This is a genomic window from Aminobacter sp. P9b (assembly GCF_045345995.1).
GTDB lineage: Bacteria > Pseudomonadota > Alphaproteobacteria > Rhizobiales > Rhizobiaceae > Aminobacter > Aminobacter niigataensis.
The window spans coordinates 3,421,439-3,447,804 of record NZ_CP150082.1 but is presented as its reverse complement, the minus strand read 5'-3'; the positions used below and the strand labels follow the sequence as shown (position 1 = coordinate 3,447,804).

27 protein-coding genes are annotated in these 26,366 nt (G+C 63.6%); 23 read left to right on the top strand and 4 right to left on the bottom strand.

Annotation, left to right across the window (positions count from 1 at the left end):
* Positions 1 to 31 precede the first annotated feature (31 nt).
* From WHT83_RS16960 to WHT83_RS16935, 6 genes are all read left to right on the top strand, one after another.
* Positions 32 to 670, top strand: coding sequence for an SGNH/GDSL hydrolase family protein (locus WHT83_RS16960; RefSeq protein WP_406871825.1), 639 nt, complete (start codon positions 32 to 34; stop codon positions 668 to 670).
* A gap of 1 nt (position 671) precedes the next feature.
* Positions 672 to 1,253 (top strand): N-acetyltransferase family protein, encoded by a 582-nt coding sequence (locus tag WHT83_RS16955; RefSeq protein ID WP_406871824.1) that lies wholly within the window; start codon positions 672 to 674, stop codon positions 1,251 to 1,253.
* A gap of 15 nt (positions 1,254 to 1,268) precedes the next feature.
* A complete protein-coding gene (gene lpdA / locus WHT83_RS16950) occupies positions 1,269 to 2,714 on the top strand; it encodes a dihydrolipoyl dehydrogenase (protein WP_183260945.1) in 1,446 nt (481 codons plus the stop codon).
* 82 nt (positions 2,715 to 2,796) lie between these two features.
* Complete coding sequence (locus tag WHT83_RS16945) at positions 2,797 to 3,078, top strand: GlsB/YeaQ/YmgE family stress response membrane protein (RefSeq protein ID WP_108608032.1); 282 nt, start codon at positions 2,797 to 2,799, stop codon at positions 3,076 to 3,078.
* A gap of 12 nt (positions 3,079 to 3,090) precedes the next feature.
* The gene (gene lipA / locus WHT83_RS16940; RefSeq protein ID WP_108608033.1) at positions 3,091 to 4,053 is read left to right on the top strand and encodes a lipoyl synthase; all 963 of its coding nucleotides are present in this window, start codon (positions 3,091 to 3,093) and stop codon (positions 4,051 to 4,053) included.
* An 18-nt stretch (positions 4,054 to 4,071) separates the two neighbouring features.
* Positions 4,072 to 4,533 carry a type II toxin-antitoxin system RatA family toxin gene (locus WHT83_RS16935; RefSeq protein ID WP_318761592.1) on the top strand — a complete coding sequence of 154 codons (462 nt, stop codon included), beginning with the start codon at positions 4,072 to 4,074 and terminating at the stop codon, positions 4,531 to 4,533.
* On the opposite strand, the gene WHT83_RS16930 is transcribed toward WHT83_RS16935, so the two are convergent.
* Entirely contained in the window at positions 4,509 to 5,015 is a 507-nt protein-coding gene (locus WHT83_RS16930) for a CinA family protein (RefSeq protein WP_406871823.1), read from the bottom strand. The genes WHT83_RS16935 and WHT83_RS16930 overlap by 25 nt on opposite strands.
* The gene (locus tag WHT83_RS16925) at positions 5,012 to 6,235 is read right to left on the bottom strand and encodes a bifunctional 2-C-methyl-D-erythritol 4-phosphate cytidylyltransferase/2-C-methyl-D-erythritol 2,4-cyclodiphosphate synthase (protein ID WP_406871822.1); all 1,224 of its coding nucleotides are present in this window, start codon (positions 6,233 to 6,235) and stop codon (positions 5,012 to 5,014) included. The genes WHT83_RS16930 and WHT83_RS16925 overlap by 4 nt, the downstream gene beginning before the upstream one ends.
* Positions 6,236 to 6,375: 140 nt before the next feature.
* Between WHT83_RS16925 and dusB the strand changes: the two genes are divergently transcribed.
* The 9 genes from dusB (at position 6,376) to hflX (ending at position 17,897) form a co-directional block, all read left to right on the top strand.
* Positions 6,376 to 7,398 carry a tRNA dihydrouridine synthase DusB gene (gene dusB / locus WHT83_RS16920; RefSeq protein ID WP_406871821.1) on the top strand — a complete coding sequence of 341 codons (1,023 nt, stop codon included), beginning with the start codon at positions 6,376 to 6,378 and terminating at the stop codon, positions 7,396 to 7,398.
* On the top strand, positions 7,395 to 8,537 hold the full coding sequence (locus tag WHT83_RS16915; protein WP_318761596.1) for a nitrogen regulation protein NR(II): 1,143 nt from the start codon (positions 7,395 to 7,397) through the stop codon (positions 8,535 to 8,537). The genes dusB and WHT83_RS16915 overlap by 4 nt, the downstream gene beginning before the upstream one ends.
* Positions 8,534 to 9,991: a nitrogen regulation protein NR(I) gene (gene ntrC / locus WHT83_RS16910; protein WP_406871820.1), complete on the top strand. Its 1,458-nt coding sequence runs from the start codon at positions 8,534 to 8,536 to the stop codon at positions 9,989 to 9,991. The genes WHT83_RS16915 and ntrC overlap by 4 nt, the downstream gene beginning before the upstream one ends.
* Positions 9,992 to 10,073: 82 nt before the next feature.
* Entirely contained in the window at positions 10,074 to 12,419 is a 2,346-nt protein-coding gene (locus WHT83_RS16905) for an ATP-binding protein (protein ID WP_406871819.1), read from the top strand.
* Entirely contained in the window at positions 12,409 to 13,770 is a 1,362-nt protein-coding gene (locus WHT83_RS16900; RefSeq protein ID WP_108608041.1) for a sigma-54 dependent transcriptional regulator, read from the top strand. The genes WHT83_RS16905 and WHT83_RS16900 overlap by 11 nt, the downstream gene beginning before the upstream one ends.
* A gap of 32 nt (positions 13,771 to 13,802) precedes the next feature.
* Positions 13,803 to 15,179 carry a Trk system potassium transporter TrkA gene (gene trkA / locus WHT83_RS16895; RefSeq protein ID WP_108608042.1) on the top strand — a complete coding sequence of 459 codons (1,377 nt, stop codon included), beginning with the start codon at positions 13,803 to 13,805 and terminating at the stop codon, positions 15,177 to 15,179.
* A 78-nt stretch (positions 15,180 to 15,257) separates the two neighbouring features.
* Entirely contained in the window at positions 15,258 to 16,121 is an 864-nt protein-coding gene (locus WHT83_RS16890) for a D-amino-acid transaminase (protein WP_108608043.1), read from the top strand.
* A gap of 138 nt (positions 16,122 to 16,259) precedes the next feature.
* The gene (gene hfq, locus WHT83_RS16885; RefSeq protein WP_018428055.1) at positions 16,260 to 16,505 is read left to right on the top strand and encodes an RNA chaperone Hfq; all 246 of its coding nucleotides are present in this window, start codon (positions 16,260 to 16,262) and stop codon (positions 16,503 to 16,505) included.
* A gap of 57 nt (positions 16,506 to 16,562) precedes the next feature.
* The gene (gene hflX, locus WHT83_RS16880) at positions 16,563 to 17,897 is read left to right on the top strand and encodes a GTPase HflX (protein ID WP_406874000.1); all 1,335 of its coding nucleotides are present in this window, start codon (positions 16,563 to 16,565) and stop codon (positions 17,895 to 17,897) included.
* Between the two features lie 6 nt (positions 17,898 to 17,903).
* On the opposite strand, the gene mazG is transcribed toward hflX, so the two are convergent.
* Positions 17,904 to 18,728 (bottom strand): nucleoside triphosphate pyrophosphohydrolase, encoded by an 825-nt coding sequence (gene mazG / locus WHT83_RS16875; protein WP_406871818.1) that lies wholly within the window; start codon positions 18,726 to 18,728, stop codon positions 17,904 to 17,906.
* A gap of 157 nt (positions 18,729 to 18,885) precedes the next feature.
* Here mazG and crcB point away from each other — a divergent pair, with 157 nt between their 5' ends.
* The 5 genes from crcB (at position 18,886) to WHT83_RS16850 (ending at position 23,046) form a co-directional block, all read left to right on the top strand.
* On the top strand, positions 18,886 to 19,263 hold the full coding sequence (crcB, locus tag WHT83_RS16870) for a fluoride efflux transporter CrcB (protein WP_108609885.1): 378 nt from the start codon (positions 18,886 to 18,888) through the stop codon (positions 19,261 to 19,263).
* 35 nt (positions 19,264 to 19,298) lie between these two features.
* Positions 19,299 to 20,282 carry an RluA family pseudouridine synthase gene (locus tag WHT83_RS16865; protein ID WP_108608046.1) on the top strand — a complete coding sequence of 328 codons (984 nt, stop codon included), beginning with the start codon at positions 19,299 to 19,301 and terminating at the stop codon, positions 20,280 to 20,282.
* Between the two features lie 35 nt (positions 20,283 to 20,317).
* The gene (locus WHT83_RS16860) at positions 20,318 to 20,968 is read left to right on the top strand and encodes an HAD-IA family hydrolase (RefSeq protein ID WP_406873999.1); all 651 of its coding nucleotides are present in this window, start codon (positions 20,318 to 20,320) and stop codon (positions 20,966 to 20,968) included.
* A gap of 29 nt (positions 20,969 to 20,997) precedes the next feature.
* Positions 20,998 to 21,792, top strand: a complete 795-nt coding sequence (locus tag WHT83_RS16855; RefSeq protein WP_406871817.1) for an ATP12 family chaperone protein — start codon at positions 20,998 to 21,000, stop codon at positions 21,790 to 21,792.
* A gap of 213 nt (positions 21,793 to 22,005) precedes the next feature.
* Positions 22,006 to 23,046: a glutamine synthetase beta-grasp domain-containing protein gene (locus WHT83_RS16850; RefSeq protein ID WP_183260971.1), complete on the top strand. Its 1,041-nt coding sequence runs from the start codon at positions 22,006 to 22,008 to the stop codon at positions 23,044 to 23,046.
* A gap of 90 nt (positions 23,047 to 23,136) precedes the next feature.
* On the opposite strand, the gene WHT83_RS16845 is transcribed toward WHT83_RS16850, so the two are convergent.
* Positions 23,137 to 23,442, bottom strand: coding sequence for a ribbon-helix-helix domain-containing protein (locus tag WHT83_RS16845; RefSeq protein ID WP_108608048.1), 306 nt, complete (start codon positions 23,440 to 23,442; stop codon positions 23,137 to 23,139).
* A gap of 203 nt (positions 23,443 to 23,645) precedes the next feature.
* On the opposite strand from WHT83_RS16845, the gene WHT83_RS16840 reads away from it, so the two are divergent.
* The 3 genes from WHT83_RS16840 to WHT83_RS16830 all read left to right on the top strand — a co-directional run bounded on the left by WHT83_RS16840 (position 23,646) and on the right by WHT83_RS16830 (position 26,270).
* The gene (locus tag WHT83_RS16840; protein ID WP_406871816.1) at positions 23,646 to 24,041 is read left to right on the top strand and encodes a VOC family protein; all 396 of its coding nucleotides are present in this window, start codon (positions 23,646 to 23,648) and stop codon (positions 24,039 to 24,041) included.
* Positions 24,042 to 24,113: 72 nt separating this feature from the next.
* Positions 24,114 to 24,647, top strand: a complete 534-nt coding sequence (locus WHT83_RS16835) for a Twin-arginine translocation pathway signal (RefSeq protein ID WP_108608050.1) — start codon at positions 24,114 to 24,116, stop codon at positions 24,645 to 24,647.
* A gap of 51 nt (positions 24,648 to 24,698) precedes the next feature.
* Positions 24,699 to 26,270 carry a GMC family oxidoreductase gene (locus WHT83_RS16830; protein ID WP_406871815.1) on the top strand — a complete coding sequence of 524 codons (1,572 nt, stop codon included), beginning with the start codon at positions 24,699 to 24,701 and terminating at the stop codon, positions 26,268 to 26,270.
* Positions 26,271 to 26,366: the final 96 nt, after the last annotated feature.

Here is a 26,366-nt window from a genome sequence, read left to right as displayed (position 1 = left end):
CTAAAAGGGAGGGGATTCGAGGACTCCGATCATGAAGACTGTGCTTTGCTACGGCGACTCGCTGACCTGGGGCTACGACGCGGCCGGTCCCGGCCGCCATGCGTTCGAAGACCGCTGGCCGAGCGTGCTGCAGGCTGAACTGGGCGAAGGCGTACACGTCATCGCCGAAGGGCTGAACGGCCGCACCACCGCATTCGACGATCATCTCGCCGGCACCGACCGTAACGGCGCGCGCACCTTGCCGACCATCCTCGGCACGCATGCGCCGCTCGATCTCGTCGTCATCATGCTCGGCGCCAATGACATGAAGCCGTGGATCCACGGCAATCCACTGGCTGCCAAGCAGGGCATGGCGCGGCTGGTGTCGATCGTCAGGGGCTACGACCACGGCATGGACTATCCTGTACCAAACATCCTGCTGGTTTCGCCGCCGGCCGTCAGCCGCACCGACAATGCCGAGTTCAAGGACATGTTCGCCGGTGGCGACAAGGCGTCCCAACAGCTTGCGCCCCTTTACGCGGCACTGGCCGACGAGGCTGGCTGCGGCTTCTTCGACGCCGGATCGGTTGCGCTGACCACGCCGCTCGACGGCGTCCATCTCGATGCCGAGAACACGCGAAAGATCGGCCACGCACTCGCGCCCGTCGTGCGCGTGATGCTGGAGCTCTGATTTGGCCGGCGCTGTCACCATCCGCAGGGCCGAACGGCGCGATGCCGCCGAGATGGCGATCCTTGTCGATTTGTCGTCGCATGGCTTGGCCTCGTGGCTCTGGTACGGCGCGGTGCTCGAGGGCGCAACGCAGACGGCGCTCGAACACGGGCGCAACCAGATGCGCCGCGATAACGAGCGCGCCGGCTGGAAAGATGCGAGCCTGGCCGAAGTGGAAGGCGAGATTGCAGGCTTGGTGATCGGCCACTTGGTTGACCCGTCATTCGCCGACGAAGTGGCGCCGCATCCGGTTTTTGAGCCGATCCTCGGCCTCCAGAAGCAGGCCATCGGCAACTGGTTCATCGACAGCGTCGGTGTGTACCGGCACCATCGAGGGCGCGGCATCGGCCGCAGACTGGTCGACCACGAGCTCGCACGTGCTGCGGGGCATGCGGTCAGCCTGATCACCGAAGGCGACAACGACGTGGCGCTCGGCCTCTACAAATCCAGCGGATTTGAGGAAGTGACGCGGCTTCCGTCCATACCGCTCGACGACAACGGCAAGAAACACGACTGGGTGCTGCTCACGCGCAGCGCGACCTGAACAAGAGGCACACTCATGGCTGAGAATTACGACGTCATCATCATCGGCTCCGGTCCCGGCGGCTACATCGCGGCGATCCGTGCGGCCCAGCTCGGTCTCAAGACGGCCGTCGTCGAGCGCGAGCACCTGGCCGGCATCTGCTCCAACTGGGGCTGTATCCCGACCAAGGCGCTGCTGCGCTCGGCCGAGGTGCTGCACCTCGCCGAACATGCCAAGAACTACGGGCTCAAGCTCGAAGGCTCGATCTCGCCGGACCTGAAGGCCATTGTCGATCGTTCGCGCGGCATTGCCCAGCGCATGAATGGCGGCGTCGGCTTCCTGATGAAGAAGAACAAGGTCGACGTCATCTGGGGCGAGGCAAAGCTCACCAAGCCCGGCCAGATCGTCGTTTCCAAGTCGTCGAAGAAGCCGATGGAGCCGCAGGCACCGCTGCCCAAGAACACGCTTGGCGAGGGCACCTACAACGCCAAGCACATCATCGTCGCCACCGGTGCCAGGCCGCGCGCGCTGCCCGGCATCGAGCCGGACGGCAAGCTGATCTGGACCTATTTCGAGGCGATGGTGCCGCCGGAAATGCCGAAGTCGCTGCTGGTCATGGGCTCGGGCGCGATCGGCATCGAGTTCGCCTCGTTCTACCGCACGATGGGCGTCGAGGTGACCGTCGTCGAGGTGATGCCGGCCGTCATGCCGGTCGAGGATGCCGAAATCTCGGCCTTCGCCAAGAAGCAGTTCGACAAGCAGGGCATGAAGATCCATCTCGAGGCCAAGGTGACCAAGGTCGAGAAGAGCGCCAACTCGATCACCGCCCATGTCGAGATGAAGGACGGCAAGGTCGAAAAGATCACCGCAGATCGCATGATCTCGGCCGTCGGCGTCCAGGGCAACATCGAAAACATCGGCCTGGAAGCGCTTGGCGTGAAGACCGATCGTGGCTGCATCGTCATCGACGGCTACGGCAAGACCAACGTGCCGGGCATCTACGCCATCGGCGATGTCGCCGGTCCGCCCATGCTGGCGCACAAGGCCGAGCACGAGGCGGTCATCTGCGTCGAAAAGATAGCCGGCCTGCCCAACGTCCACCCGATGGACAAGCTGAAGATCCCGGGCTGCACCTACTGCAACCCGCAGGTCGCCTCCGTCGGCCTGACCGAAGCCAAGGCCAAGGCCGAAGGCAAGGACATCCGCGTCGGCCGCTTCCCCTTCGTCGCCAACGGCAAGGCCATTGCGCTGGGCGAAGACCAGGGCATGGTCAAGACCATCTTCGACAAGAAGACCGGCCAGTTGCTTGGCGCGCATCTTGTCGGCGCCGAGGTCACCGAGCTGATCCAGGGTTTTGTCGTCGCCATGAACCTCGAAACCACCGAGGAAGAGCTGATGCACACCATCTTCCCGCATCCGACGATCTCGGAGACCATGAAGGAAAGTGTGCTTGATGCCTATGGGCGTGCGCTCAACGCATGACGTGTGTGCGTCGGCGCGCCTGTTGCGGCGCGCCAGATGCCACTATATCAGCTGAAAGCCAATGGTTGGCCGGAGAGGAGCGATGGAGCAGAGCTACGGAATTCTCGGCATGCCCGGTGTCGGCTTCTTCGGCATGCTGCTCGTCGGTTTCCTTGCCGGCTACGTAGCCGAGCGGACGATGAACCGCGACCACGGCTTCCTGACGAATATCCTCGTCGGCATCGCCGGTTCCTTTGTCGGCGGCACTCTGGCGGGGTTGCTCGGCATCAATTATTACGGGTTCCTGGGCAACCTCATCGTCGCCATCGCAGGCGCCCTGATCTTGCTCTGGATTTTCGGCCGCTCGCAGGCGCGGCAGCCTTGATAGGATGAACTGATGGTCACTGTTCTCGATCTCAACGACCGTCCGCGCGCACGGCACCCCGAAAAGGCCCATCGGCCCGACCAGGAGGTTCTGCGCAAGCCGGACTGGATCCGCGTCAAGGCGCCGGTTTCGCGTGGCTACCAGGAAACGCGCGACATCGTGAAGTCGCACAAGCTGGTCACCGTCTGCGAAGAGGCCGGCTGCCCCAATATTGGCGAGTGCTGGGAAAAGAAGCACGCCACCTTCATGATCCTGGGCGAGATCTGCACGCGCGCCTGCGCCTTCTGTAATGTCGCGACGGGCATCCCGACCGCCGTCGATCCGAACGAGCCGGAAAGCGTTGCCAAGGCTGTCGCCCAGATGGGCCTGACCCACGTCGTCATCACCTCGGTCGACCGTGACGATCTTGCCGACGGCGGCGCCCAGCATTTTGCCGACGTCATCCATGCCATCCGCCGGCTGACGCCGTTGACGACCATCGAAATCCTGACGCCCGACTTCCTGCGCAAGGAAGGCGCACTCGAGATCGTCGTCGCTGCCCGTCCCGACGTCTTCAACCACAATCTCGAAACTGTGCCGTCGAACTACCTGACCGTGCGTCCCGGTGCGCGTTACTTCCACTCGATCCGGTTGTTGCAGCGGGTCAAGGAGCTTGATCCCAGCATCTTCACCAAGTCGGGCATAATGGTCGGCCTCGGCGAGGAGCGCCACGAGGTGCTTCAGTTGATGGACGACTTGCGGACGGCCAATGTCGACTTCATGACCATCGGCCAGTACCTGCAGCCGACGAAGAAGCATCACCCGGTCAAGAAGTTCGTGACGCCGGACGAGTTCGAGTCCTACGCCACCGTCGGCAAGTCGAAGGGCTTCCTGCTCGTCGCGTCAAGCCCGCTGACGCGCTCGTCGCACCACGCCGGCGACGATTTCGCCAAGCTGCGCGCGGCCCGCGAAGCGCGTCTCGCCAAGTCGGCCTGACGCGCGCCCTAGGCCAACATGCCGAAGTTCGAAACCACGCGCCGGGTCAGCCACTCGCCGGAAGAGATGTACGCGCTCGTGGCCGACGTGGAAAAATACCCGGAATTCCTGCCGCTGTGCGAAGCGCTGAACGTGCGCTCGCGGCGCGAGCGCGACGGTCGCGAAATCCTCGTGGCCGACATGACCGTGGGCTACAAGGCGATCCGCGAGACATTCACCACGCAGGTCCTGCTCACGCCCGCGGAGAACACCATCGACGTCAAATACCTCGACGGGCCGTTCCGCTACCTGACCAACGAGTGGAAATTCGTGGCAGCAGTTGGCGGCGGTTCGGATGTCGAGTTCTTCATCGACTATGAGTTCAAGAGCCGCATCCTGGGTGCGCTGATGGGCACGATGTTCGACCGCGCCTTTCGCATGTTCGCCGAAGCGTTCGAAAAGCGGGCGGACGCGATCTACGGGCCGGCGAACCCGGCCTGATCGACGGCGCGGAGCCCAAGTCCCAGCGCCGTCCTCACCGTCTCACGGCGGATGAAGTCGCGGCCCTTGTCCTCGAACAGGCGGAACTCTGCCTCTACTGGCATGCCATTCCTGGCGACGCCGAACCAGACCAGCCCGACGGGTTTTTCAGCCGAGCCGCCGCCGGGGCCGGCAACACCGGTCACCGCTAGTGCAAGGCCGGCACGCGAATGGGCAAGGGCGCCAGCGGCCATTTCAAGCGCCGTTTCGTGGGAGACTGCGCCATGCGCCTTGAGTGTCGCTTCGGAGACGCCGAGCATCTCCATCTTGGCTTCGTTGGAATAGGTGATGAAGCCGCGGTCGACGACCGCCGACGAGCCGGCGATGTCGGTGAGAGCCGCGATGATCATGCCGCCGGTGCAGCTTTCGGCGGTGGCTATCATCGTGCCATGTGCCTCGCAGGCTTCGAGCAAGGCCGAGGCGAGGGCGCCGATGTCGCTCATTCCGGCAGTTCCCCGGGATAGACCACGCTTGCGGTTGCGATGGCGGCGATGCCTTCCTCGCGGCCGACGAAACCCAGCTTCTCGTTGGTGGTGGCCTTGATCGAGACACGCTCCGGCGAGATGCGTAGCATGTCGGCCAGTTCCGCCGTCATCGCCTCGCGATGCGGGCCGACGCGCGGGGCCTCGCAGATCAGGGTGATGTCGGCATTGGCGATGCGCCCGCCGCGCGCGCGCACGATTTTTGCGGCATGCTCGACAAACTGGCGCGATGCGGCGCCCTTCCATTGCGGGTCCGATGGTGGGAAATGCGTGCCGATGTCGCCGGCGCCGCAAGTGGCCAACAGCGCGTCGGTCAGCGCGTGCAGGCCGACATCGGCGTCGGAATGGCCGTTCAGCTTCTTCGAATGCGGGATTTTCACACCGCACAGCCAGACATGGTCGCCGGCCTCGAAGGAATGCACGTCGTAGCCGTTGCCGGTGCGCACGTCGGGAAAGCTTGGCGAGTGGCCGGAAAGGCGCTGGTCGGCCATGACTATGTCCTTTGCCCAGGTCAGTTTGATGTTGTCGGGCGAGCCGAGCACAAGCCGGACCGGGATGCCGGCCCATTCTGCGATCGCCGAATCGTCGGTGAAGTCGCTGCGCCCGGCTTCGAAGGCGCGCTGGTGCGCGGCGAAGATCGGCTCGAACGGGAAACCCTGCGGCGTCTGCGCCGCATGCAGGCCCCCGCGCGGCACGGTCTCAGCCACCGTGCTGTCGGATGCCTCTCTCTTAAGCGTATCGGAGACCGGCAGCGACGGCAGCGAGCCGTGCTCGTCGTCGATGCCTCCAATCGTGCGGTCGATCACATCGGCGCCGATGAAGGGTCGAACGCCGTCATGGATGAGCACAGCGGCCGGCTTCGCATCCTGCAAGGCGAGCAGGGCAAGCCGCGTCGAATCCTGCCGCGTGGCGCCGCCGATGACTGCCGTGACACGGTCGGCGAACTCGTCCGCTGCGGCCGCGAAAAGCTCGGCGTCGTCGGCATGGATCGCTACCGTCACCGGGCCGATGCTTGGGTGGTCGAGGAACGCCTTCAGCGTGTGCCAGATGACGGCCTTGCCGCCGATCCTGCGATACTGCTTGGGGCCTTCGGCCTGGCCGGCGCGTTCGCCGCGCCCGGCCGCCACGATGACGACCGCGACCTTCGAATTGGGATGGTTGGAGGGGGCTTCTGCACTCATGCGCAGAGGCTTAGCCGCGAGGTCTGCCGAAGGCCAGAAGAATCCAGAAAGCGCCGCATTCCCCTGTCATTTCGCAGTTGCACAATGAAGCGATCATGGCTACTCATTGTGCAGAGGCGAATGGTGCTTTGTTTTTGTGCATGAATAAGCTTTCAAAACTCGGCGAGCCGCTTTCGGTCGGTGGCGTCACGATCCGCAATCGGGTGTTTCTCGCGCCGATGTCTGGCGTCACCGACGAGGCATTCCGCACGCGCGCCTATGCCCATGGCGCTGGCCTGGTGGTTTCCGAGATGGTCGCCAGCGGCGAACTCGCCAAGGGGCGCGGTTCCAGCGGCTTTCGCATCCGCCATTCGGGCCTGCCGGTGCACATGGTGCAACTGGCCGGCCGCGAAGCCGCTCACATGGCCGAAGCCGCCCGCATCGCCGTCGGCGAAGGCGCCGATGTAATCGATATCAATATGGGTTGCCCGGCCAAGAAGGTGACCGGCGGTTACGCCGGTTCGGCGCTGATGCGCGACCTCGACTTCGCGCTGACCCTGATCGACGCGGTCGTCGAGGCAGTTGATGTGCCGGTGACGCTGAAGATGCGGCTGGGTTGGGACGACGACGTACTCAACGCGCCGGAACTGGCGCGCCGGGCTGAGCAGGCCGGCGTCAGCATGGTCACCGTTCACGGCCGCACGCGCTGCCAGTTCTACAAGGGCAAGGCCGACTGGCAGGCGATTGCCCGCGTCAAGCAGGCGGTGAGCATCCCTGTCGTCGCCAATGGCGACGTGGCTACGCCAGAGGACGCAGCCGAGATTCTGGAACAATCCGGTGCCGATGCCGTCATGGCCGGGCGCTCGCACTACGGCGCGCCCTGGACGGCGGGCATGATCGCAGCCGCGGCGAGCGGCGCAAGTGCTGCCGGCGTGCCGAGTTCGGCGGCGGCGTTGGCCGACTACGCGGTTGCCCATTACGAGGACATGCTGGCGCTTTACGGCACCGAGAGCGGCCTGCGCCAGGCGCGCAAGCATCTTGGCTGGTATCTCGACCGTCACGCCGCTGAGGTGCCTGACGAATTGCGCCGTGGCGTGCTCACCTCATTTGATCCTGCCCAGGTGATTTCGTCGCTGCGCGAAGCGCTCACGTCGTTTGGCGAACCCGAAAGGAATGCGGCATGAAGTTCAACCCGGCACCGGCAGCAGATCCGGCGGATGCCGCGCAGATCGTCCTCAATACGATCCGGCGCCCGGTCATCATGATCGGGCCCGACAACTTCATCACCTTCGCCAATGCCGACGCCGAGGATTTTTTCCGCTCCAGCGCCACCGTGCTGGCGCGCAGCGATCTTTCGCGCTTCGTTCCTTTCGGCAGCCCGATCCTGACCCTGGTCGAGCAGGTGCGCGAGCGTCTCACGCCGGTCAACGAATACCGCGTCGATGTGTCCTCGCCGCGTCTTGGCGTCGAGAAGATGGTCGACCTCTACGTTGCCCCGGTGTCGGAACTGCCGGGATCGGTCGTGGTGATGTTCCAGGAACGCTCGATGGCCGACAAGATCGACCGCCAGATGACGCATCGTGGCGCGGCGCGCTCGGTCACTGGGCTTGCCGCCATGCTCGCCCACGAGATCAAGAACCCGCTTTCCGGCATCAGGGGCGCAGCCCAGCTTCTGGAACTGTCTGCCTCCGACGAGGACCGCTCGCTGACGCGGCTGATCACCGACGAAACCGACCGGATCGTCAAGCTTGTCGACCGCATGGAGGTGTTCTCAGACGAGCGACCCATCGACCGCTATCCGGTCAATATCCATGTCGTACTCGATCATGTGAAGGCGATCGCCAAGAACGGTTTTGCCAATGGTATCAAGATACTGGAGGATTATGATCCATCATTGCCTCCGGTCTATGCCAATCGCGACCAACTGGTCCAGATCTTCCTCAACCTGGTCAAGAACGCCGCCGAGGCGATCGGCCATCACCCGCGCGGCGAAATCACGCTGTCGACCGCCTTCCGGCCCGGCATCCGCATGTCGATCCCCGGCACCCAGGACCGGGTCTCGCTGCCACTGGAATTCTGCGTCCACGACAACGGAATGGGCGTGTCCGAAGACATCCTGCCGATCCTGTTCGACCCGTTCATCACCACCAAGCCGAACGGTTCGGGGCTCGGCCTGGCATTGGTCGCCAAGATCGTCGGCGACCATGGCGGGGTGATCGAATGCGATTCGACGCCGCGTGGCACCACCTTCCGCATCCTGATGCCTGCCTGGAAGGAACTGCCGGGGCATTCGACCGACGTCAGCGAAGGAGACCATCGATGAGCGTGCGCGGAAACATTCTCGTCGCCGACGACGATGCGGCCATCCGCACCGTGCTCAACCAGGCGCTGTCGCGCATGGGGCATGAGGTGCGCGTCACCTCCAATGCCGCGACGCTGTGGCGCTGGGTGGCGGCCGGCGAGGGCGACCTGGTCATCACCGACGTCGTCATGCCCGACGAGAACGCCTTCGACATGCTGCCGCGCATCAAGAAGGCGCGGCCGGAGCTGCCGGTCATCGTCATGAGCGCCCAGAACACCTTCATGACGGCAATCCGCGCCTCCGAGACCGGCGCCTACGAATACCTGCCCAAGCCCTTCGACCTCACCGAACTGCTCAGCATCGTCAACCGGGCGCTGGCCGAGCCTCGGCGACCAAAGATCGAGCAGCGCCATGACGACCAGCCCGATTCGATGCCGCTGGTCGGCCGCTCAGCGGCGATGCAGGACATCTACCGCATGCTGGCGCGCATGATGCAGACGGACCTTACCGTCATGATCTCGGGCGAATCGGGTACCGGCAAGGAGCTGGTGGCGCGTGCGCTCCATGAATATGGCCGCCGTCGCAACGGACCCTTCGTCGCCATCAATATGGCCGCGATTCCCCGCGACCTGATCGAGTCCGAACTATTCGGGCACGAAAAGGGTGCCTTCACCGGCGCGCAGAACCGCTCGACCGGCCGCTTCGAGCAGGCCGAGGGCGGCACGCTGTTCCTCGATGAGATCGGCGACATGCCGATGGAGGCGCAGACAAGGCTGCTGCGCGTGCTCCAGCAGGGCGAATACACCACTGTCGGCGGGCGCACGCCGATCAAGACCGACGTGCGCATCGTCGCCGCCACCAACAAGGATCTCAGGTCACTGATCAACCAGGGCCTGTTCCGCGAAGACCTGTTCTACCGCCTCAATGTGGTGCCGCTTCGACTGCCGGCGCTACGCGAAAGATCCGAGGATATTCCAGATCTTGTCCGGCATTTCTTCAAGCAGGGCGTGAGCGAGGGGCTGCAGGCCAAGCGCATCTCCGCCGGCGGCGTCGAGCTGATGAAGCGATACTCCTGGCCGGGCAATGTGCGCGAACTCGAAAACCTGGTGCGCCGGCTGGCCGCGCTCTATCCACAAGACGAGATTTCGGCCGAGATCATCGAATCGGAACTGAAGACCGGCGAGCAGCCGGTGGTTCCCGGCGGCAATCTCATCCCCGACGACCTGTCGGTCGGGCAGGCGGTCGAGCATTTCCTGCAGCGCTATTTTGCCATGTTCGCCGACGACCTGCCGCCGCCCGGTCTCTACCAGCGCATTTTGGCGGAGGTCGAATATCCGCTGGTCCTGGCGTCGATGACGGCAACGCGCGGAAATCAGATCAAGGCCGCCGAATTGCTGGGCCTGAACCGCAATACGTTGCGCAAGAAGATCCGCGAGCTCGGCGTCAACGTCTACAAGTCGGCGCGTCCAGGCTGACCAGGCGAAGGCAAAACGCTTAGCTGTCGAAAGCCTGCCGAAACATTTTCGCTTGCGGACAAAATGTTGCATAATCGCCACAATGCGTTGCATAGATGCGACGCATTCAATGGCTCTACACGGCAGCATGGCGAACCGGGCAACACCAGCAACAGAAGCAAGCCGACCCGCAAAGGGGACGCAGGACGGCAGACGCCTTCTTGCGCTCCCGGGCGTGGTGGCGATCGCTGCGGCGCTGGTCACGGCCGCCGTCTCCTTCGCCATTCTGGTCGGCGTCACGCCGATCACGCCGGATTCGACGACGACGCTGACCCTTATCGGCATCAACGCCGTTTTCATCCTGATCCTCGTCGGCCTGATCTTGATCGAGGTGCAGCGCATCATCATGGCGCGCCGACGCGGCAAGGCGGCCTCGCGGTTGCATGTGCGCATCGTCACCATGTTTGCACTGGTGGCGGCACTGCCGGCATTGCTGGTTGCGATCGTCGCGTCGATCACGCTGGATATCGGGCTCGATCGCTGGTTCGAGATCAGGACGAAGACCATCGTCAATTCGTCGCTGTCGATCGCCGAAGCCTATGTCCAGGAGAACGCACGCAACCTGCAGGGCACCACCCTGTCGATGGCCAACGACCTCGACAATGCGCGCTCGCTCTATGGCCTCGACCGCAGCGGCTTCCTCGATTTCATGGGCCGGCAGGCGCAATTGCGTGCGCTCGCACATGCCGCGCTGATCAGACCCGACGGTTCTTTCGTGATGAGCGCAAAGACCGGCGCCGACTTTGCCATGCCCGAACCTCCGGCCACGGCAGTGCAGGCTGCGGCCGACGGCAAGCCGGTGCTGATCGAGCCGAAGACGCGCAACATCGTCGGCGCCATCATCAAGTTGCGCGAGATCGAAGGGCTCTATCTCTACACCATCCGCCTGGTCGATCCCGAGGTGATCAAGGCGCGCCAGATCGTCACCGCAAACACCGAAGAGTACCGCGATCTCGGCGCGAGCCGGCGCACGACGCAGATCGCCTTCGCGCTGCTCTATCTCGGCTTGACGCTCATTGTCGTGCTGTCGGCGATCTGGACCGGCATTGCCGTCGCCGACCGGCTGGTGCGGCCGATCCGGCAGCTCATCGGCGCTGCCGACGAGGTTGCCACCGGCAATCTCGATGTGTCGGTGCCGGTGCGGCTGTCCGACGGCGATGTCGGCGCATTGAGCGGCACGTTCAACAACATGCTGCTCGAACTCAAGTCGCAGCGCAACGAGATCCTGACCGCCAAGGACGTCATCGACGAACGCCGCCGCTTTTCGGAGGCGGTGCTTGCCGGCGTCACTGCCGGCGTCATCGGCGTCGATCCCTATGGCAGCATCACCATCGTCAATCCGTCGGCGGAGTCGATGCTGGCGATCTCCGCTGCGGATTCGCTCGGCCAGAACCTGTCGATCCTGTTGCCGCATGTCGGCCGCGTCTTCGAGATCGGGCGCAAGTCGGGACGGGCGGTCTATCGCGAGCAGGTGACGTTCTACCGTGCCGGCGCCGAGCGCACCTTCAACGTTCAGGTGACGGTGGAGGAGGGCGACAAGGAGGCGATGGACGCCGATGACACGTCGTATGTGGTGACCATCGACGACATCACCGACCTCGTTACCGCCCAGCGCACGTCGGCCTGGGCTGATGTGGCCCGGCGCATCGCCCACGAGATCAAGAATCCGCTGACACCGATCCAGCTTTCGGCCGAACGCATCCGCCGCCGCTACGGCAAGGTCATCACCGAGGACCGCGAGGTCTTCGACCAGTGCACGGAAACGATCATCCGCCAGGTTGGCGATATCGGCCGCATGGTCGACGAGTTCTCGGCATTCGCACGCATGCCCAAGCCGGAAATGAAGGTGATCGACATTCGCGAACCGCTGCGCGAGGCGTCGTTCCTGGTCGAGGTCAGCCGTGCCGACATCGCCTTCGAGCGTGAAATCACCCCGGGCCCGCTCAAGGGCACCTTTGACAGCCGCCTGATGGCCCAGGCGTTTGGCAATGTCATCAAGAACGCCGCGGAGGCCATCGAGGCGGCGGAACGCCAGACCGGCGAGCCCGGTGTCATCAAGATCCGGGCACGGCGAGACGGCAATTCGATCCGGATCGATGTCATCGACAATGGCAAGGGCCTGCCGCGCGAGCATCGCCAGCGACTGCTCGAGCCCTATATGACGACGCGCGAGAAGGGCACGGGCCTTGGCCTCGCTATCGTCAAGAAGATTGTCGAGGACCACGGCGGAAGATTGGAACTCCACGACGCTCCAGCCGATTTCCATGGCGGGCGCGGCGCGATGATCAGCATGGTCCTGCCTGCGGCGGCCGAAGAGGCCGCGGCACCCAAGAGTGCCGACGAGGCAGCGCAGGCCCAAGAAATCGAGAAGGTCGGAAATGGCGTCTGATATTCTTATCGTTGACGATGAGGAAGACATCCGTGAACTGGTCGCGGGCATCCTGAGCGACGAAGGTCACGAAACCCGCACGGCGTTCGACGCCGACAGCGCGCTTGCCGCCATAGCGGATCGTGCGCCGCGCCTGGTTTTCCTCGACATCTGGCTCCAGGGTTCGCGGCTCGACGGGCTGGCCCTGCTCGACGCGATCAAGACCCTGCATCCCAACCTGCCCGTGGTGATGATCTCGGGCCACGGCAACATCGAAACTGCTGTTTCGGCGATCCGTCGTGGCGCCTATGATTTCATCGAAAAGCCGTTCAAGGCCGACCGGCTGATCCTGATCGCCGAGCGCGCGCTCGAAACCTCGAAGCTCAAGCGCGAGGTCTCCGACCTCAAGATGCGCAGCGGCGAGACCCATGACCTGATTGGCATGTCCTCGGCGATGAGCCAGTTGCGCCAGACCATCGACCGGGTTGCGCCGACCAACAGCCGCGTCATGATCATCGGTCCGTCCGGCTCGGGCAAGGAGATGGCCGCGCGGGCCATCCATGCGCTCTCCGCGCGCAAGACCGGCCCGTTCGTCACGCTGAATGCCGCCACGATCACGCCCGAACGCATGGAGATCGAGCTGTTCGGCACCGAATCGAACGGCGGCGAACGCAAGGTCGGCGCCCTCGAGGAGGCCCATCAGGGTATCCTCTATCTCGACGAAATCGCCGACATGCCGCGCGAGACCCAGAACAAGATCCTGCGCGTGCTGGTCGACCAGCAGTTCGAGCGCGTGGGCGGCACCAAGCGCGTCAAGGTCGACGTACGCATCATTTCGTCGACCGCGCAGAACCTGGAGGCGATGATCGCCGAAGGCCGGTTCCGCGAGGATCTCTACCACCGCCTGGCGGTCGTGCCGGTCATGGTGCCGGGGCTTGCCGAGCGTCGGGAGGACATTCCCTATCTCGTCGACAATTTCATGAAGCAGATGGCCAAGCAGGCCGGCATCAAGCCGCGACGCATCGGTGACGACGCGCTTGCCGTGCTCCAGGCCCACAATTGGCCCGGCAACGTGCGCCAGTTGCGCAACAACGTCGAACGCCTGCTGATCCTTGCCCGCAGCGACAATCCCGAAGCGCCGATCACGGCCGACCTTCTGCCATCGGAGATCGGCGACGTCATGCCGCGCGCGCCGAACCAGTCCGATCAGCACATCATGGCGCTGCCGCTGCGCGAAGCGCGCGAGATGTTCGAAAAGGAATATCTCATTGCACAGATCAATCGCTTCGGCGGCAACATCTCCAAGACGGCCGAGTTCATAGGCATGGAGCGCTCCGCGCTGCACCGCAAACTCAAGTCGCTGGGCGTGTAAGCTGTGGCTGGCAGTCAGGATAGAGATCCCGCATGCGCGTAATCATCTGCGGGGCCGGGCAGGTCGGTTACGGCATCGCCGAACGGCTAGCGGCGGAAAAGAACGACGTCTCGATCATCGATACGGCGCCTGAGCTGATCCATTCGGTCCGCGACCAGCTCGACGTGCGTGGCTTCGTCGGCCACGGATCGCATCCGGAAGTGCTGGAGGCTGCCGGCGCGCAGAACGCCGACATGATCATCGCCGTGACCCTCTTCGACGAGGTCAACATCGTTGCCTGCGAAGTGGCGCACGCGCTGTTCAACGTGCCCATGAAGGTCGCGCGCATTCGGTCGCAAGCCTATCTCCAGCCGCACTATCAGGACCTGTTTTCGCGCGAGCATCTGCCGATCGACGTGATCATCTCGCCCGAGCTCGAAGTCGGCGAGATGGTGCTGCGGCGCATTACGCTGCCGGGCGCGACCGACGTCGTCCGCTTTGCCGACAACCACATCATCATGGTGGCGATCGAGTGCCTGGAGGACTGCCCGGTCATCAACACGCCGCTGGCCCAGCTCAGCGAACTGTTCCCCGACCTGCCCTCGACGGTGGTTGGCGTCAGCCGCAACGACCGCCTGTTCATCCCGCATTCGGCCGATCAGCTGGTGGCCGGCGATCTCGCCTATGTCGTGACGACCAAGGAACAGGTGCGCCGAACGCTCGGCCTGTTCGGACATGACGAGCAGGAGGCAACGCGCATCGTCATCGCCGGCGGCGGCAATATCGGCCTCTATGTCGCCCGCACCATCGAGAAGCGCCAGAGCCGCACCAAGATCAAGATCATCGAAGCGAACCGGGACAGGGCGGTCAAGGTCGCGGACGAATTGCGCCGGACCGTGGTGCTCAATGGCAGCGCTCTCGACCAGAAGCTGCTGATGGAAGCCGACATCCAGGATGCCGACCTGATGGTGGCGCTGACCAACAACGACCAGGTCAACATCCTGTCCTCCGTCATGGCCAAGCGGCTCGGCTGCAAGGGCAATCTCGCCCTCATCAACAACCCGGCCTATCACGATCTCACCAAGCCGCTCGGCATCGACGCGCATGTCAATCCGAGTGCGGTGACCATCTCGCGCGTGCTCCAGCACGTCCGGCGCGGGCGCATCCGCCAGGTCCACTCGATCCAGCGGGGAGCCGCCGAAATCATCGAAGCCGAGGCGCTGGAAACGTCGCCGCTGGTCGGTACGTTGCTGCGCGACCTCGAATTGCCCGATGGCATGCGCATCGGCGCGATCTATCGCGACGGCAAGATCGTCAAGCCGAGCGGTTCGGTGCAGATAAAGCCCAAGGACCGCGTCGTCATTTTCGCGCTCGACAAGGCGGTCAAGCAGGTCGAGCAGATGTTCCGGGTCAGTCTCGAATTCTTCTGACCTGGTCCAGCCAATTGACCGTTGCCGCCCGTCGCAGATCGACTAGAACTCCGTAAAATTCCGAGGGTCACGAAAACCATGCCGCGCATCGCTTACGTCAACGGCCGCTACGTCGCCCATTCAGATGCCTCCGTGCATATCGAGGACCGCGGCTACCAGTTCGCCGACGGCGTCTACGAGGTTTGCGAGGTGGCGCGCGGCTTCATCGTCGACAGCGTAGGCCACCTCGACCGGCTCGGCCGCTCGCTGTCTGAACTCAGGATCGACTGGCCGCTCAACCGCGCCGTGCTCGTGCATGTCATGCGTGAGGTCATCCGCCGCAACCGCGTCCACAATGGCATGGTCTACCTCCAGGTGACGCGCGGCGTGGCGCCGCGTGATCACGTCTTTCCGGCAAACGGCACGCGTCCCGCACTGGTGGTGACCGCCAAGCGCACCGACCCCGTGGCGGCGGCCAAGAAGGCCGGGGCAGGGCTCAAGGTCATCACCGTGCCGGAAAACCGCTGGGAGCGCGTCGACATCAAGACTGTCGGTCTTCTGCCCAATGTCCTGGCGCGCCAGCAGGCCAAGGAAGCCGGCGCCCAGGAGGCATGGTTCGTCGATCCGGACGGCACGGTCAAGGAAGGAGCAGCCACCAACGCCTGGATCGTCACCAGGGACGGTGTGCTGGTCACGCGCCCGGCCGACCACGGCATCCTGCGCGGCATCACCCGGGCCACGCTGTTCAAGGTCGCCGAGAAGCTCGGGCTGACGGTCGAGGAACGCGGTTTTACCGTCGAGGAAGCCAAGGCAGCGCGCGAAGCGTTCATCACGGCTGCGACCACACTCGTCATGCCGATTGTCGCCATCGACGGCCAGCCCGTCGCCAATGGACACCCCGGATCGGTGGCGCTTTCCCTGCGCGAAGCCTTTTTTGACGTTGCGGAAAAAATCCAAGCCTGATAACCGCTTGGGCGTAAATGGTTAAATTCATCTCGTTCAGCTTGCCGCGCGATGTGGCAAGGGGTGTTTGCTCGCTTGACATGAGCCCGGTAATTTGGCGCATTGGCAGCAGACAGGGATCGGCGAAAGAAAAAAACAATGGCGGAACGATCGCAGAATCTTCAGGACCTTTTCCTGAATTCAGTTCGCAAGAGCAAAAACCCACTCACCATTTTCCTTATTAACGGCGTGAAATTGACCGGAGTCGTTACTTCCTTCGACAATTTCTGTGTTTTGTTGCGCCGTGACGGGCATTCCCAGCTCGTCTACAAGCATGCCATCTCCACGATCATGCCGAGCCAGCCGGTTCAGATGTTCGATGGCGAGGAAAGCCAGGGCGGCTGATTGGCACGCGAAAGGAACGCCGGCGCCAAGGCCGGTGCCAGCAATGGACCCGAATCGATAGGGGGCGACAAAGCCCCCACGCGCGCGGTCGTCATCGTGCCGGTGCTGACGCGCCAGCCCAAGAGTGACGACGACAGCGCACGTCCGCGGCTGCAGCGTTCGGCCGACGCCCGCCACGACGAAGCCGTGGGGCTCGCCCGGGCCATCGATCTCGAACCCGTTCATACCGCGATCGTCACGCTCAACGACCCGCGCCCGGCAACTCTGCTGGGCACCGGTAAGGTCGAGGAGTTCGCTGAGATCGTGAAGGAGCGCGGCGCGGAACTGGTCATCGTCGACCATCCGCTGACGCCGGTGCAACAGCGCAACCTCGAAAAAGAGATGAACGCCAAGGTGCTCGACCGCACCGGGCTGATCCTCGAAATCTTCGGGCGCCGGGCGCGCACCAAGGAAGGCACGCTGCAGGTCGAGCTTGCCCATCTCAACTACCAGAAGGGCAGGCTGGTTCGCAGCTGGACCCACCTCGAGCGCCAGCGCGGCGGTGCGGGCTTCCTCGGCGGTCCGGGTGAAACGCAGATCGAATCCGACAGGCGCGCGCTCCAGGAAAAGATCATCAAGCTCAAGCGCGAGCTGGAGACGGTGGTCCGCACACGTGACCTGCACCGCGCCAAGCGCCGCAAGGTGCCGTTTCCGGTCGTCGCCATCGTCGGCTACACCAACGCCGGCAAGTCGACGCTGTTCAACCGGCTGACTGGCGCCAGCGTGCTGGCCGAGGACATGCTGTTTGCCACGCTTGATCCGACGTTGCGCCGGGTGCGGCTGCCGCACGGCACGCCGATCATCCTGTCCGACACCGTCGGTTTCATCTCCGACCTGCCGACGCACCTGATCGCCGCCTTCCGGGCGACGCTGGAAGAAGTGGTCGAAGCCGACCTCGTCATTCATCTCAGGGATATTTCCGATCCGGATACCGCGGCCCAGGCCGAGGATGTCGAACGCATCCTTGCCGATCTTGGCGTCGATGCGGCGGATACCGACCGGGTGGTCGAAGTCTGGAACAAGATCGACCAGCTCGACGAGGGCAATCGCGAGCGCCTGCTTTCCGACGGCTCCGATGGCCGCAAGCTGCCGCCGATCGCGATCTCGGCAATCACCGGCGAGGGCATCCTTGCACTTGCCGGCTTGATCGAGCAGCGCGTCTCGGGCGAGCTCGAATCGATCGACGTCACGCTGGAACCCAGCCAGCTTGGCCAGATCGATTGGCTCTATCGCAATGGCGACGTGGTTTCGCGCACCGACAATGACGATGGCAGCGTGTCGATGACGCTCAAGGCAACCGCTTCGGCGCGCGACGAGATCGCGGCGAGAATACTACGCAAAAACAAAGGCTAGGGCGCGTTATTTCGCGCTCTTTGCCTGTTGCCACAAGGCTTCCATCTCGTCGAGCGTTGCCGCCTCCAGGCTGTGGCCAGCATCGTTGAGCGACTTTTCGACGTAGTGGAACCGCTTGCGGAACTTGTCGTTGGTTCCTGACAACGCAGCCTCGGAATCGAGCTGCAGGTGGCGGCCGAGATTGACCAGCGCAAACAGCATGTCGCCGAACTCGTCCTTGACCGCCGCCTGATCGCCGTTGGCCATGGCCTCGCGCAACTCGCCGATCTCTTCTTCCATCTTGTCGAGGATGGGTGCTGCCTCGCCCCAGTCGAAGCCGACGCGCGCCGCCTTCTCCTGCAGTTTGAGCGCACGGGTAAGTGCTGGCAGCGCCACCGGCACTCCGTCGAGAAAGCCGTGGCCGTGATCTTCAGGGTCAAGCCCGCGGGCGATGCGCGCCGCGCGCCGCTCGGCCTTCTCTTCGGCCTTGATCTTCTCCCACATGCCCTTCGCCGAACGCGCCTCGCGCGCCTTGGCGTCGCCGAAGACATGCGGATGCCTGCGGATCATCTTGGTGGTAATGGCTTCGACCACGTCGCCGAAGGCAAACTCGCCCGCTTCCTCGGCCATCTGGGCGTGATAGACGACCTGCAGGAGCAGATCGCCGAGTTCCTCGCGCAGATGGTCGATGTCATTGCGCGAGATCGCGTCGGCGACCTCGTAGGCTTCCTCGATCGTGTAGGGCGCAATGGTCGCGAAGTTCTGCTCGATGTCCCAGGGACAGCCGGTTTCGGGCTCGCGCAGGGCAGCCATGATCTCGATCAGGCGGGAGATATCTTTGGAAGGTTGCATGGCGCGATGCTATAGCCCGCCTTTCCTTATCCCAACAATGGCGTGCAGCACGCCGGCCTTGTCCACAGCCTAATCCTTTGCGCCGGCGGCCATCGTGCCTGTGGCGCTCGGGAGCTGTGCTAATGACCAGAAATCCGGACGCAGGCAGGACATGCCCATGCTTCATCTATCGCTCGTTGCAGTCGGCGGCGCCATCGGCGCATCGCTTCGCCATCTGGCCAATCTCGTAGCACTCAGGCTGGCGGGGTCGAATTTTCCCTGGGGCACGTTGGCGATCAACATTGTGGGTTCGTTTGCCATGGGCCTGTTCATCGGCTGGCTCGCCCGCCGCACCGGGACATCGAACGAACTGCGCTTGTTCGTTGCCACGGGTATTTTGGGCGGCTTCACCACCTTTTCGGCGTTCTCGCTGGATTTTGCCACCTTGTGGGAGCGCGGATCGACTTTGCCGGCCTTCGGCTATGCCTTTGCCAGCGTCATATGCGCCATCCTGGCCCTGTTCCTGGGAATGTGGCTCGCAAGAAGCATCGGCTGATGCTATTGGGCCGCTTCGAAAAGGACAATTGAACAATGGCAGGCGTTGAACAGATCACGGTGGAAGCCGGCGAAACGGGCATGAGGCTCGACCGCTGGTTCAAGTCCCACTATCCGGGGCTCGGCTTCGGCCACCTGCAGAAACTGCTGCGCTCGGGCCAGATCCGGGTCGATGGCGGCCGCGTCAAGGCCGACACGCGCGTCGAGCCGGGCCAGGTGATCCGCATCCCGCCGCTCGAGGTCGACAAGAAGAACGACGGCCCACTGACCGCCCGCACCATGCGCGATCAGGACGATGGCGACGTGCTGGCCAAGATGCTGATCTACGAAGACTCCAAGGTCTTCGTCTTCAACAAGCCGGCCGGTCTCGCCGTTCAGGGCGGTTCGGGCATCGTGCGCCATCTCGACGACATGCTCGAGGCCTGGCGCAACAAGAAGGGCGAAAAGCCGCGCCTGGTGCACCGGCTCGACCGCGACACCTCGGGCGTGCTGGTCGTGGCGCGCACGCGCCTGGCGGCGATGAAGCTCGCCGAGGCTTTCCGTGCCCGCGAAACCAAGAAGACCTACTGGGCCCTGGTCAAGGGCGCACCGCCCAAGCGCGAAGACAAGATCTCGACCTGGCTGATCAAGGAACAGACGCCCGACGGCGACCGCATGCGCGTCGCCAAGCATGGCGAAAAGGGTGCCGATCATGCGGTTTCCTACTACCGCGTGCTGGAGCAGGCCGCCCAGACCATGACCTGGCTGGAGATGGAGCCCTATACCGGCCGCACGCACCAGCTGCGCGTGCACGCTGCCTTTATCGGCTGCCCGATCATCGGCGATCCGAAATATTTCGAACACGACACCAACTGGGAATTTCCCGGCGGCCTGCAGAACAAGCTGCATCTGCATGCGCGCCGCATCGTCATTCCGCACCCAGACCATGGCGTGATCGACGTCACCGCGCCGATGCCGCCGCATATGCGCCAGAGCTGGAACCTCATCGGTTTCGATGATGAAAGCGGGGAGCCGGCGTGACGGCAGCCTCGTCGCGCGACAGCGCTGCGGGCGCGTTGAAGCTGGTGCTGTTCGATTGCGACGGCACGCTGGTCGACAGCGCCGACCTCATCCAAGCCACGATGGTTGCGACGTTTCGCGAGGCCGGCCTTGCGGCGCCGCCGCTGGAAGCTACCAAGGGCATCATCGGCCTGACGCTCGATCTTGCCATTGCGAGGTTGCTAGACCGTCCGCTCGATGCCGAGTGCGGCCGTCTGGCCGAGCGCTACAAGGCGCATTTCACCGCCTCGCGCGCGCCCTCGACTTTCCATGAGCCGCTCTATGACGGCATCGCCGAACTGATCGACGTGCTCGCCAGGCGCGACGACGTGCTGATCGGCATGGTCACCGGCAAGTCGCGCCGCGGCGTGCAGCGTGTGCTGGAAACCTATGGTTTAGGGCGCCATTTCGTTACCATCCGCACCGCCGACGACTGCCCCTCCAAGCCGCATCCCGCCATGGTGCTGGAGTGCTGCGCCGAAACCGGCATCGATCCGGCCTCGACTTTCGTGGTTGGCGACGCCATTTATGACATGCAGATGGCCAGAAGTGCCGGTGCACGCGCGATAGGTGTGTCCTGGGGCTACCATGACCGCGAAGGCTTGCTGGCGACCGGTGCCGAGACTGTGCTGGCCAAGCCCGGCGATTTGCTCGCCCTCATCGACTGATTGCCCTTTGCGACTGATAGGAAGAACTCATGCGTGACATCCTGAGCGACCTTGAAACCGGCGACTTGCTGTCCGATCCCGATCCGATCCGCCGCGCGCAAAGCACGATGCGCCGGCAACTGCCCAAGCGGTTCTACGAAACGACTTCGGTTGCCGCCGTCGACGGTGGTTATGCCGTCCAGCTCGACGGCAAGCCGGTGCGCACGCCGGGCAGGGCGCTGCTTGCATTGCCGACGGAGGCAGCCGCGCAACTGGTCGCCGACGAATTTGCTGCCCAGGTCGAGAGCATAAACCCATTCACCATGCCGGTGCTGCGCCTGGTCAACACGGCGATCGACGGTGTTGTTACCGACCCGCAGGCCGTGCTCGAGGACATCCTGCGCTTTTCGTCGTCGGATCTGCTTTGCTACCGCGCCGACAGCCCGGAAAAACTGGTCGAGCGCCAGTCCGAGGCGTGGGATCCGGTGCTGGACTGGGCGCGTGCGTCGCTCAGTGCGCATTTCGTTCTGGCCGAGGGCGTCATGCATGTCGAGCAGCCGCGCGCGGCCATTGCCGCCCTTGGCGTCCACCTGTCGCAGCGCGCCGAGCCGATGCGGCTGGCGGCACTCCATCTGATGACCACGCTGACCGGTTCGGCGCTCCTGGCGCTGGCTGTCGAAACCGGCGAACTGGACGTCGAGGCGGCATGGGCCGCCGCCCATGTCGACGAAGACTGGCAGGTCGAGCATTGGGGCCAGGATTCCGAGGCCATTGCCCGCCGCGCCAATCGCAAGCGCGACATGGTTTCGGCGGTGGCGCTGCTTGAGGCTCTGAAGGCCGGCTGACCCCGTCTTGCACAACCGGGCGGGTTGCGCCCGAGTCTTGGGCAGAATGTCAGCGTTGCTGCCCTAGTTTGCCTGTTTTTTGAGCATCGGCTTTTTCCTCGACCTTCGGCACCAGCGCGGATCCTGCTTTTTTCGAGTTGGCACGAGGCTTGCTTCTTCTCTTGCGACACGCTGGCCGCCAATGGCTGGCAGGCACGACACCGAGAGGATAGCATGACGAAGTACAAGCTTGAGTACATCTGGCTGGATGGTTACACGCCGGCGGCCAATCTCCGTGGCAAGACCCAGGTCAAGGAATTCGCGGAGTTCCCGAAGCTCGAGCAGCTTCCGCTCTGGGGTTTCGACGGCAGCTCGACCAAGCAGGCCGAAGGCAAGAGCTCCGACTGCGTGCTCAAGCCGGTCGCCGTCTATCCCGATCCGGCCCGCAAGAACGGCGCGCTCGTCATGTGCGAAGTCATGATGCCGGATGGCGTCACGCCGCATCCGTCGAACACCCGTGCGACGGTCCTCGACGACGATGGTGCCTGGTTCGGCTTCGAGCAGGAATATTTCTTCTACAAGAACGGTCGTCCACTCGGTTTCCCCGAAACAGGCTTCCCAGCACCGCAGGGCCCGTACTACACCGGCGTCGGCTACCAGGCCGTCGGCGATATCGCCCGCCAGATCGTCGAAGAGCATCTCGACCTTTGCCTTGACGCCGGCATCAACCACGAAGGCATCAACGCCGAGGTGGCCAAGGGCCAGTGGGAATTCCAGATCTTCGGCAAGGGCTCGAAGAAGGCGGCCGACGAGATGTGGCTCGCTCGCTACCTGCTGCAGCGCCTGACCGAAAAATACGGCATCGACATCGAGTATCACTGCAAGCCGCTGGGCGATACCGACTGGAACGGCTCGGGCATGCACGCAAACTTCTCGACCGCCCACCTGCGCGAAGTCGGCGGCAAGGCCTATTTCGAGGCGCTGATGGATGCGTTCGGCGAAGCCCGCGAAGATCACATCGCTGTCTATGGCCCGGACAACCACCTGCGCCTGACCGGCAAGCACGAGACGGCGTCGATCGACGTGTTCACCTGGGGTGTTGCCGACCGCGGCGCTTCGGTGCGCGTGCCGCACAGCTTTGTCCGTGACGGCTATCGCGGCTATCTCGAAGACCGCCGTCCGAACTCGCAGGGCGACCCCTACCAGATCGCCTCGCAGATCCTGAAGACCATCAGCTCGGTGCCGACCAGCGTAGAGACCAAGGCTGCTGCTTAAACATTAGGCAGCGTCGAAAAGAAAAACCCCGGGTTTCAGCCCGGGGTTTTTCTTTTCGTGATCAGGTCAGCCAAGCGGCTGGGTGTCGGTCTATGCAGCGTAGCGCTTCAGGGCCTCGATCTCGTCGGCGCCGGGCTTGTGGCCGCGCAGATAGAGCGCGCATGTGGTGCGCAGCATGGATGCGAAGTTCGGGATCGCTCCGTTGATCTCGATCGCCTCGTCATAGAGCTTCGAGATGAATTTCGGCGTCGTCAGTCCCTGCGAGGACGCGATTTCGTCGAGAAGGTCCCAGAAAGTGGCTTCAAGCTGGATGCTGGTCGAATGGCCGGCGATCCGGATCGACCGGTTGATCTGGTGATAGCCCTTCGGATCCTGTCCGGCAAATACCCTGCACATATCAATCCTCCCGATGGCTTGCCCCGGCGTGCGGCACCGGCGCTGGCTGTCGGATGCCATCATCGGCCCAACGGCACGTCATCGCAACCATGCTTTCGCCCCTGCGTAGCAAACTATGCTCCAGCACGCGTGGTAACGGGCTGCCACCACTTGGGGCTGCGCGGATTTCATAATCCTCCTGCTTCTAACTGCCAGGAGGACGAATGGCGAAGGCAATACATTCCATGGTGCGCGTGCTCGATGAGACGCGTTCGGTATCGTTCTATCGCACGGCCTTCGGCCTCGAAATTGCCGACCGGCTCGATTTCGAGACGTTCACCCTGATCTATCTCAGCAACCCGGAAACCGAATTCGAGGTCGAGCTGACCGTCAACAGGGGCCGGACCGAGCCCTACGTCTTGGGCGACGGTTACGGTCATTTGGCCGTGTCGGTGGACGACCTGGAAGCCACGCACCGGCGGTTCGTTGCGGCCGGTCTGACCCCCAAGGACATCGTCGACTTCGCGCCGGGCGGCAAGCCGCTCGCCCGCTTCTTCTTCATCGAAGACCCCGACGGCTACAAGATCGAGGTTTTGCAGCGGGGAGGCCGGTTCAAGTGAAGCATACGCGGCGAGGGAGAGCGCCGCACCAGCCAAGCGCCGTCGGCGCATAGCAAGCAAGGGAGGAAAATCATGGTGACGATCTATCAAGGCAAGTCCGGCCTGTCGCGGCGCGAACTGCTCAAGCGCGGTAGTGCTGCTGGCGCGCTGCTTATCATCAGCGGCTCAGCCGTGCTCAGCGCGGGCGAAGCATGGGGGCTCGAGAGCACGGCATTGAAGCCGGAAACGCTGGCAACGCTGATCCAGATGGCTCGCGACGTCTATCCGCACGATCAGGTGCCGGACAAGTTCTACGCCATCGCAATCAAGAGCCACGACGAGCAGGCGGGCAAGGATGCGGCGCACAAGGACCTCATCGAGAAGGGCATTGCCGATCTCGACCAGAAATCGGGTGCGGGCGGATATACCGGCCTTGGCTGGGAGGACGAGCGAGTGGCCATCCTCCGGCAGATCGAGGACACGCCATTTTTCCAGGCGATCCGCGGCGGGCTTGTCGTCGGCCTCTACAACCAGAAGGAGGTGTGGCCGATCTTCGGTTACGAGGGCGAGTCCTACTCCAAGGGCGGATACATCGCGCGCGGCTTCGACGACATCGAGTGGCTCTGATCGGGCCCCTGTCGCGAATCCAGCCTTTTCAGCATTCCCCGGGAGGAAAACATGCCTGCACCTTACGGTCTCAACGACGATAGCGTCGTCGTCATCATCGGCTCCGGAGCCGGTGGCGGCACGCTCGGCAACGAACTCGCCCAGAAGGGCATCGACGTCGTCATTCTCGAAGCCGGCCCGCGCATCGAATATGAGGACTTCGTCAACGACGAGTGGGACTCGTTTGGCCAGCTTGCCTGGCTCGACAACCGCACGACCGGCGGCGGCTGGCGGGTCCACAAGGACTTTCCCAATCTGCCTGCCTGGATCGTCAAGGCGGTCGGCGGAACGACCACGCACTGGGCCGGCGCATCTCTGCGCATCCAGGAGCATGAGTTCAAGACGTTGACCAACTACGGCAAGGTCGAAGGGGCGAACCTGCTCGACTGGCCGATCACGCTCGCAGACCTCGAGCCGTATTACGCCAAGGCCGAGGACAAGATGGGTGTGACCCGCACCAACGACATTGAGGGCCTGCCCGGCAACAACAATTTCAAGGTGTTCAAGGCCGGTGCCGACAAGCTCGGCTACAAGGAATGCCACACCGGCAACATGGCGATCAATTCGGCGGATCGCGACGGCCGCATGGGCTGCCAGCAGACCGGCTTCTGCTTCCAGGGCTGCAAATGGGGTGCCAAATGGTCGACCCTCTACACTGAAATCCCCAAGGGCGAGGCGACCGGCAAGCTGGAGGTCAGGCCCAGCAGCCACGTGCTCAAGATCGAGCATGACGACAGCGGCAAGGTGACCAGCGTCGTCTACGCCGACAAGGACGGAAAGATGCAGAGCCAGAAGGCGCGGATCGTCTGCGTCGCCGGCAATTCCATCGAAAGCCCGCGGTTGCTGTTGAACTCCGCCTCGTCGAAGTTCCCGGATGGGCTGGCCAATTCGTCGGGGCAGGTGGGCAAGAACTACATGCGCCATACCACCGGGTCGGTCTACGCGATCTTCGACAAGCCGGTGCACTTCTGGCGCGGCACCACCATGGCCGGCATCGTCCGGGACGAAGCCAAGCACGATCCGTCACGCGGTTTCGTCGGCGGCTACGAGCTTGAGACGCTGGCGCTTGGACTGCCGTTCATGGCGGCATTCCTCGATCCCGGCGGCTGGGGCCGTTCGTTCACCACCGCGCTCGACCACTACGACAAGATGGCGGGCATGTGGATCGTCGGTGAGGACATGCCGCAGGAGCAGAACGCGGTAAAGCTGCACGGCGAGCTGAAGGACAAGTACGGCATGCCGATACCCGATGTCTGGTTCACCGACCATCCCAACGATGTCGCCATGCGCAACCACGCGTACAAGCAGGGCATGGCGATGTACGATGCCGTCGGGGCCACCCGCTCGTTCCCGACGCCGCCCTATCCGTCGACGCACAATCTCGGCACCAACCGCATGAGCGAAAAGGCATCCGACGGCGTGGTCAACAAATGGGGCCAGACCCACGACATCAAGAACCTGTTCGTGTCCGACGGCAGCCAGTTTACCACCGGTGCGGCGGAGAACCCGACGCTCACCATCGTGTCGCTGGCCATCCGCCAGGCCGACTACATCGCCGAACAGATGGGCGCCAAAAGCATCTGACGCATCGTTTGGCCGCGCATCCTCCACAGCGGTCGGGCAATCGCCAGATTGCTACGCCGCCAAACAAAAAAAGCCCCGGATCGCTCCGGGGCTTTT

Bases quoted from the DNA above. Each gene is read 5' to 3' on its own strand.
- WHT83_RS16960 (WP_406871825.1), top strand. From the start codon at position 32: ATGAAGACTGTGCTTTGCTACGGCGACTCGCTGACCTGGGGCTACGAC.
- lpdA (WP_183260945.1), top strand. From the start codon at position 1,269: ATGGCTGAGAATTACGACGTCATCATCATCGGCTCCGGTCCCGGCGGC.
- WHT83_RS16945 (WP_108608032.1), top strand. From the start codon at position 2,797: ATGGAGCAGAGCTACGGAATTCTCGGCATGCCCGGTGTCGGCTTCTTC.
- lipA (WP_108608033.1), top strand. From the start codon at position 3,091: ATGGTCACTGTTCTCGATCTCAACGACCGTCCGCGCGCACGGCACCCC.
- WHT83_RS16935 (WP_318761592.1), top strand. From the start codon at position 4,072: ATGCCGAAGTTCGAAACCACGCGCCGGGTCAGCCACTCGCCGGAAGAG.
- WHT83_RS16930 (WP_406871823.1), bottom strand. From the start codon at position 5,015: ATGAGCGACATCGGCGCCCTCGCCTCGGCCTTGCTCGAAGCCTGCGAG.
- WHT83_RS16925 (WP_406871822.1), bottom strand. From the start codon at position 6,235: ATGAGTGCAGAAGCCCCCTCCAACCATCCCAATTCGAAGGTCGCGGTC.
- dusB (WP_406871821.1), top strand. From the start codon at position 6,376: ATGAATAAGCTTTCAAAACTCGGCGAGCCGCTTTCGGTCGGTGGCGTC.
- WHT83_RS16915 (WP_318761596.1), top strand. From the start codon at position 7,395: ATGAAGTTCAACCCGGCACCGGCAGCAGATCCGGCGGATGCCGCGCAG.
- ntrC (WP_406871820.1), top strand. From the start codon at position 8,534: ATGAGCGTGCGCGGAAACATTCTCGTCGCCGACGACGATGCGGCCATC.
- WHT83_RS16905 (WP_406871819.1), top strand. From the start codon at position 10,074: ATGCGTTGCATAGATGCGACGCATTCAATGGCTCTACACGGCAGCATG.
- WHT83_RS16900 (WP_108608041.1), top strand. From the start codon at position 12,409: ATGGCGTCTGATATTCTTATCGTTGACGATGAGGAAGACATCCGTGAA.
- trkA (WP_108608042.1), top strand. From the start codon at position 13,803: ATGCGCGTAATCATCTGCGGGGCCGGGCAGGTCGGTTACGGCATCGCC.
- WHT83_RS16890 (WP_108608043.1), top strand. From the start codon at position 15,258: ATGCCGCGCATCGCTTACGTCAACGGCCGCTACGTCGCCCATTCAGAT.
- hfq (WP_018428055.1), top strand. From the start codon at position 16,260: ATGGCGGAACGATCGCAGAATCTTCAGGACCTTTTCCTGAATTCAGTT.
- mazG (WP_406871818.1), bottom strand. From the start codon at position 18,728: ATGCAACCTTCCAAAGATATCTCCCGCCTGATCGAGATCATGGCTGCC.
- crcB (WP_108609885.1), top strand. From the start codon at position 18,886: ATGCTTCATCTATCGCTCGTTGCAGTCGGCGGCGCCATCGGCGCATCG.
- WHT83_RS16865 (WP_108608046.1), top strand. From the start codon at position 19,299: ATGGCAGGCGTTGAACAGATCACGGTGGAAGCCGGCGAAACGGGCATG.
- WHT83_RS16855 (WP_406871817.1), top strand. From the start codon at position 20,998: ATGCGTGACATCCTGAGCGACCTTGAAACCGGCGACTTGCTGTCCGAT.
- WHT83_RS16850 (WP_183260971.1), top strand. From the start codon at position 22,006: ATGACGAAGTACAAGCTTGAGTACATCTGGCTGGATGGTTACACGCCG.
- WHT83_RS16845 (WP_108608048.1), bottom strand. From the start codon at position 23,442: ATGTGCAGGGTATTTGCCGGACAGGATCCGAAGGGCTATCACCAGATC.
- WHT83_RS16840 (WP_406871816.1), top strand. From the start codon at position 23,646: ATGGCGAAGGCAATACATTCCATGGTGCGCGTGCTCGATGAGACGCGT.
- WHT83_RS16835 (WP_108608050.1), top strand. From the start codon at position 24,114: ATGGTGACGATCTATCAAGGCAAGTCCGGCCTGTCGCGGCGCGAACTG.
- WHT83_RS16830 (WP_406871815.1), top strand. From the start codon at position 24,699: ATGCCTGCACCTTACGGTCTCAACGACGATAGCGTCGTCGTCATCATC.